The organism is Phenylobacterium sp., from assembly GCF_030645195.1.
Taxonomy (GTDB): Bacteria; Pseudomonadota; Alphaproteobacteria; order Caulobacterales; family Caulobacteraceae; genus Phenylobacterium.
On sequence record NZ_JAUSLW010000222.1, the window covers coordinates 1 to 2729 of the forward strand.

The following is a 2729-nucleotide window of genomic DNA, read 5'->3' on the forward strand; positions in this document are numbered from 1 at the left end:
TTCACCTTCGCCATGCTGATGCTGGTGACGGCGGACAATTTCCTGCAGATGTTCTTCGGCTGGGAAGGGGTGGGGCTGATGTCCTACCTGCTGATCGGCTTCTGGTACACGCGGCCCTCCGCCAACGCCGCGGCGATCAAGGCGTTCGTGGTCAATCGCGTCGGCGATTTCGGCTTTGCGCTCGGCATCTTCGCCGCCTTCATGGTGCTCGGCCACCTCGGCTTCGACGATGCCTTCGCGGCGGTCGCCGGGCAGGCCGGCAAGACCATCCACTTCCTCAGCTGGGACTTCGACGCGATGACCGTCGTCTGCCTGCTGCTGTTCATGGGCGCCATGGGCAAGTCGGCGCAGTTCCTGCTCCACACCTGGCTGCCGGACGCCATGGAAGGCCCGACCCCGGTCTCGGCGCTGATCCATGCCGCGACCATGGTGACCGCCGGCGTGTTCATGGTGGCGCGGTTGTCGCCGATGTTCGACGCCTCGCCCTTCGCGATGAGCGTCGTGTTCACCGTCGGCGCGATCACGGCGTTCTTTGCGGCGACCGTCGGCCTCGTCCAGAACGACATCAAGCGCGTCATCGCCTACTCGACCTGCTCGCAACTCGGCTACATGTTCGTGGCGGCTGGTGTGGGCGTCTATCCGGTGGCGATGTTCCACCTCTTCACGCACGCCTTCTTCAAGGCGCTGCTGGTCCTCGCCGCCGGCTCGGTGATCCACGCCATGCATCACGAGCAGGACATGCGGAAGATGGGCGGCCTGTGGAAGTACCTGCCGGTGACCTACGCCGTCATGACCATCGGGACCCTGGCCATCACCGGCTTCGGCATCCCCGGGGTCGAGCTGGGCTTCGCCGGCTTCTACTCCAAGGACACCATCATCGAGTCCGCCTTCGCCGCGGGCCAGCACAACCCGGTGGCCTTCTTCGCCTTCCTGGTCAGCCTCAGCGCTGCGGGCCTCACGGCCTTCTATTCCTGGCGCCTGGCCTTCATGACCTTCCACGGCACGCCGAAGTGGGAACATCACGCCGACGACCACGCTCACGCGGCGGACGCGCATGCCGAGGATCACGCCCATGCGGCGGACGACCACGGCCATGGCGACCACAAGCCCCACGAGAGCCCGCTGGTGATGCTGGTTCCGCTGATCGCGCTGGCGGTCGGGGCGGTGGCCGCCGGCTATGTCTTCGTGGAGTCCTTCGTCGGCGAGGAGCGCGACGCCTTCTGGCGCGGCGCCATCTTCAACGCGCCCACCAACACCGTCCTGGAACACGCCCACCACTCGCCGGAATGGTTGCTGTGGGCGCCCCTGGTGGTCTCGGTGATCGGCTTCCTGGCGGCCTGGTACTACTACATCGCCAACGAGGGCATGGGCGCTCGGATCGCCGCCAAGAAGGGCCCACTGTGGAGCTTCCTCTACAACAAGTGGTACTTCGACGAGCTCTATGAGGCGACCTTCGTGCGGGCGGCCCGGTTCCTGGGCGACCTGTTCTGGAAGGGCGGCGACCAGAAGATCATCGACGGCCTGGGTCCGGACGGCGTCTCGGCGGTGTCCTACGACATCGGCCGGCGCGCGGGTCTGCTGCAGACCGGCTACGTCTATCACTACGCCTTCGTCATGCTGTTGGGCGTGCTGGGTCTTCTGACCTTCGCCGTCTTCCAGTGGCAGGCTTGAGCGGGAGCGGGATCATGATCGGCCTTCTCTCCGGCGTCACCTTCGCCCCCCTGCTGGGCGTCGTCGCCATCCTCATCCTGCGGTTCTTCGCGCGCACCGATGACGCCAAGACCGTCAGCGCCGCCAAGTGGATCGCCTTCGTCACCACCCTGGCGACCCTGGCCCTCTCCGTCCTGCTGGTGGCGGAGTTCGACCCGGCCAACCCGGGATTCCAGTTCGTGGAGGACGCGCCCTGGTTCGCGGGCCTGCACTACCGCATGGGGGTGGATGGGATCTCCATCCTGTTCGTCCTGCTCACCGCCTTCCTGATGCCGCTTTGCATCGCGGCCTCCTGGAAGACGATCGAGACCCGCGTCCTGGAATACATGATCGCCTTCCTGGTCCTGGAGACCCTGGTGATCGGCGTGTTCTGCGCCCTGGACCTGGTGCTGTTCTACGCCTTCTTCGAATTCGGCCTGGTGCCGATGTTCCTGATCATCGGCATCTGGGGCGGCAAGCGCCGGGTCTACGCGGCCTACAAGTTCTTCCTCTACACCCTGCTGGGCTCGGTGCTGATGCTGGCGGCCATCCTCGGCATGATCGGGATCGCCGGCACCTCCTCGATCCCGGAGCTGATGGTCTACAAGTTCGATCCCGCCCTTCAGACCTGGCTGTGGCTGGCCTTCTTCGCCTCCTTTGCGGTGAAGATGCCCATGTGGCCGGTCCACACCTGGCTGCCTGACGCCCACGTCGAGGCGCCCACCGCGGGCTCGGTGATCTTGGCCGGCATCCTGCTGAAGATGGGCGGCTACGGCCTCCTGCGCTTCAGCCTGCCGATGTTCCCCCAGGCCTCGGAGTTCTTCACCCCGCTGGTCTTCGCCCTCAGCGTCATCGCCATCGTCTACACTTCGCTGGTCGCCTTCCGTCAGACCGACATCAAGAAGCTGATCGCCTATTCGTCGGTCGCCCACATGGGCTTCGTGACCATGGGCATCTTCTCCGGCAACGCCATCGGCGTGCAGGGCGCGGTCTTCCAGATGCTCAGCCACGGGGTGATCGCCAGCGCGCTCTTCCTCTGC

The 2729-nt window shown here is 65.6% G+C and carries 2 protein-coding genes; both read left to right on the forward strand.

Annotation, left to right across the window (positions count from 1 at the left end):
- On the forward strand, positions 1–1671 hold a 1671-nt coding region (gene nuoL, locus Q7T09_RS20035), incomplete at its 5' end, for an NADH-quinone oxidoreductase subunit L (RefSeq protein WP_304702002.1).
- A gap of 14 nt (positions 1672–1685) precedes the next feature.
- Positions 1686–2729, forward strand: a 1044-nt coding sequence (locus Q7T09_RS20040) for an NADH-quinone oxidoreductase subunit M (protein ID WP_370689300.1), incomplete at its 3' end; no start/stop codon positions are given.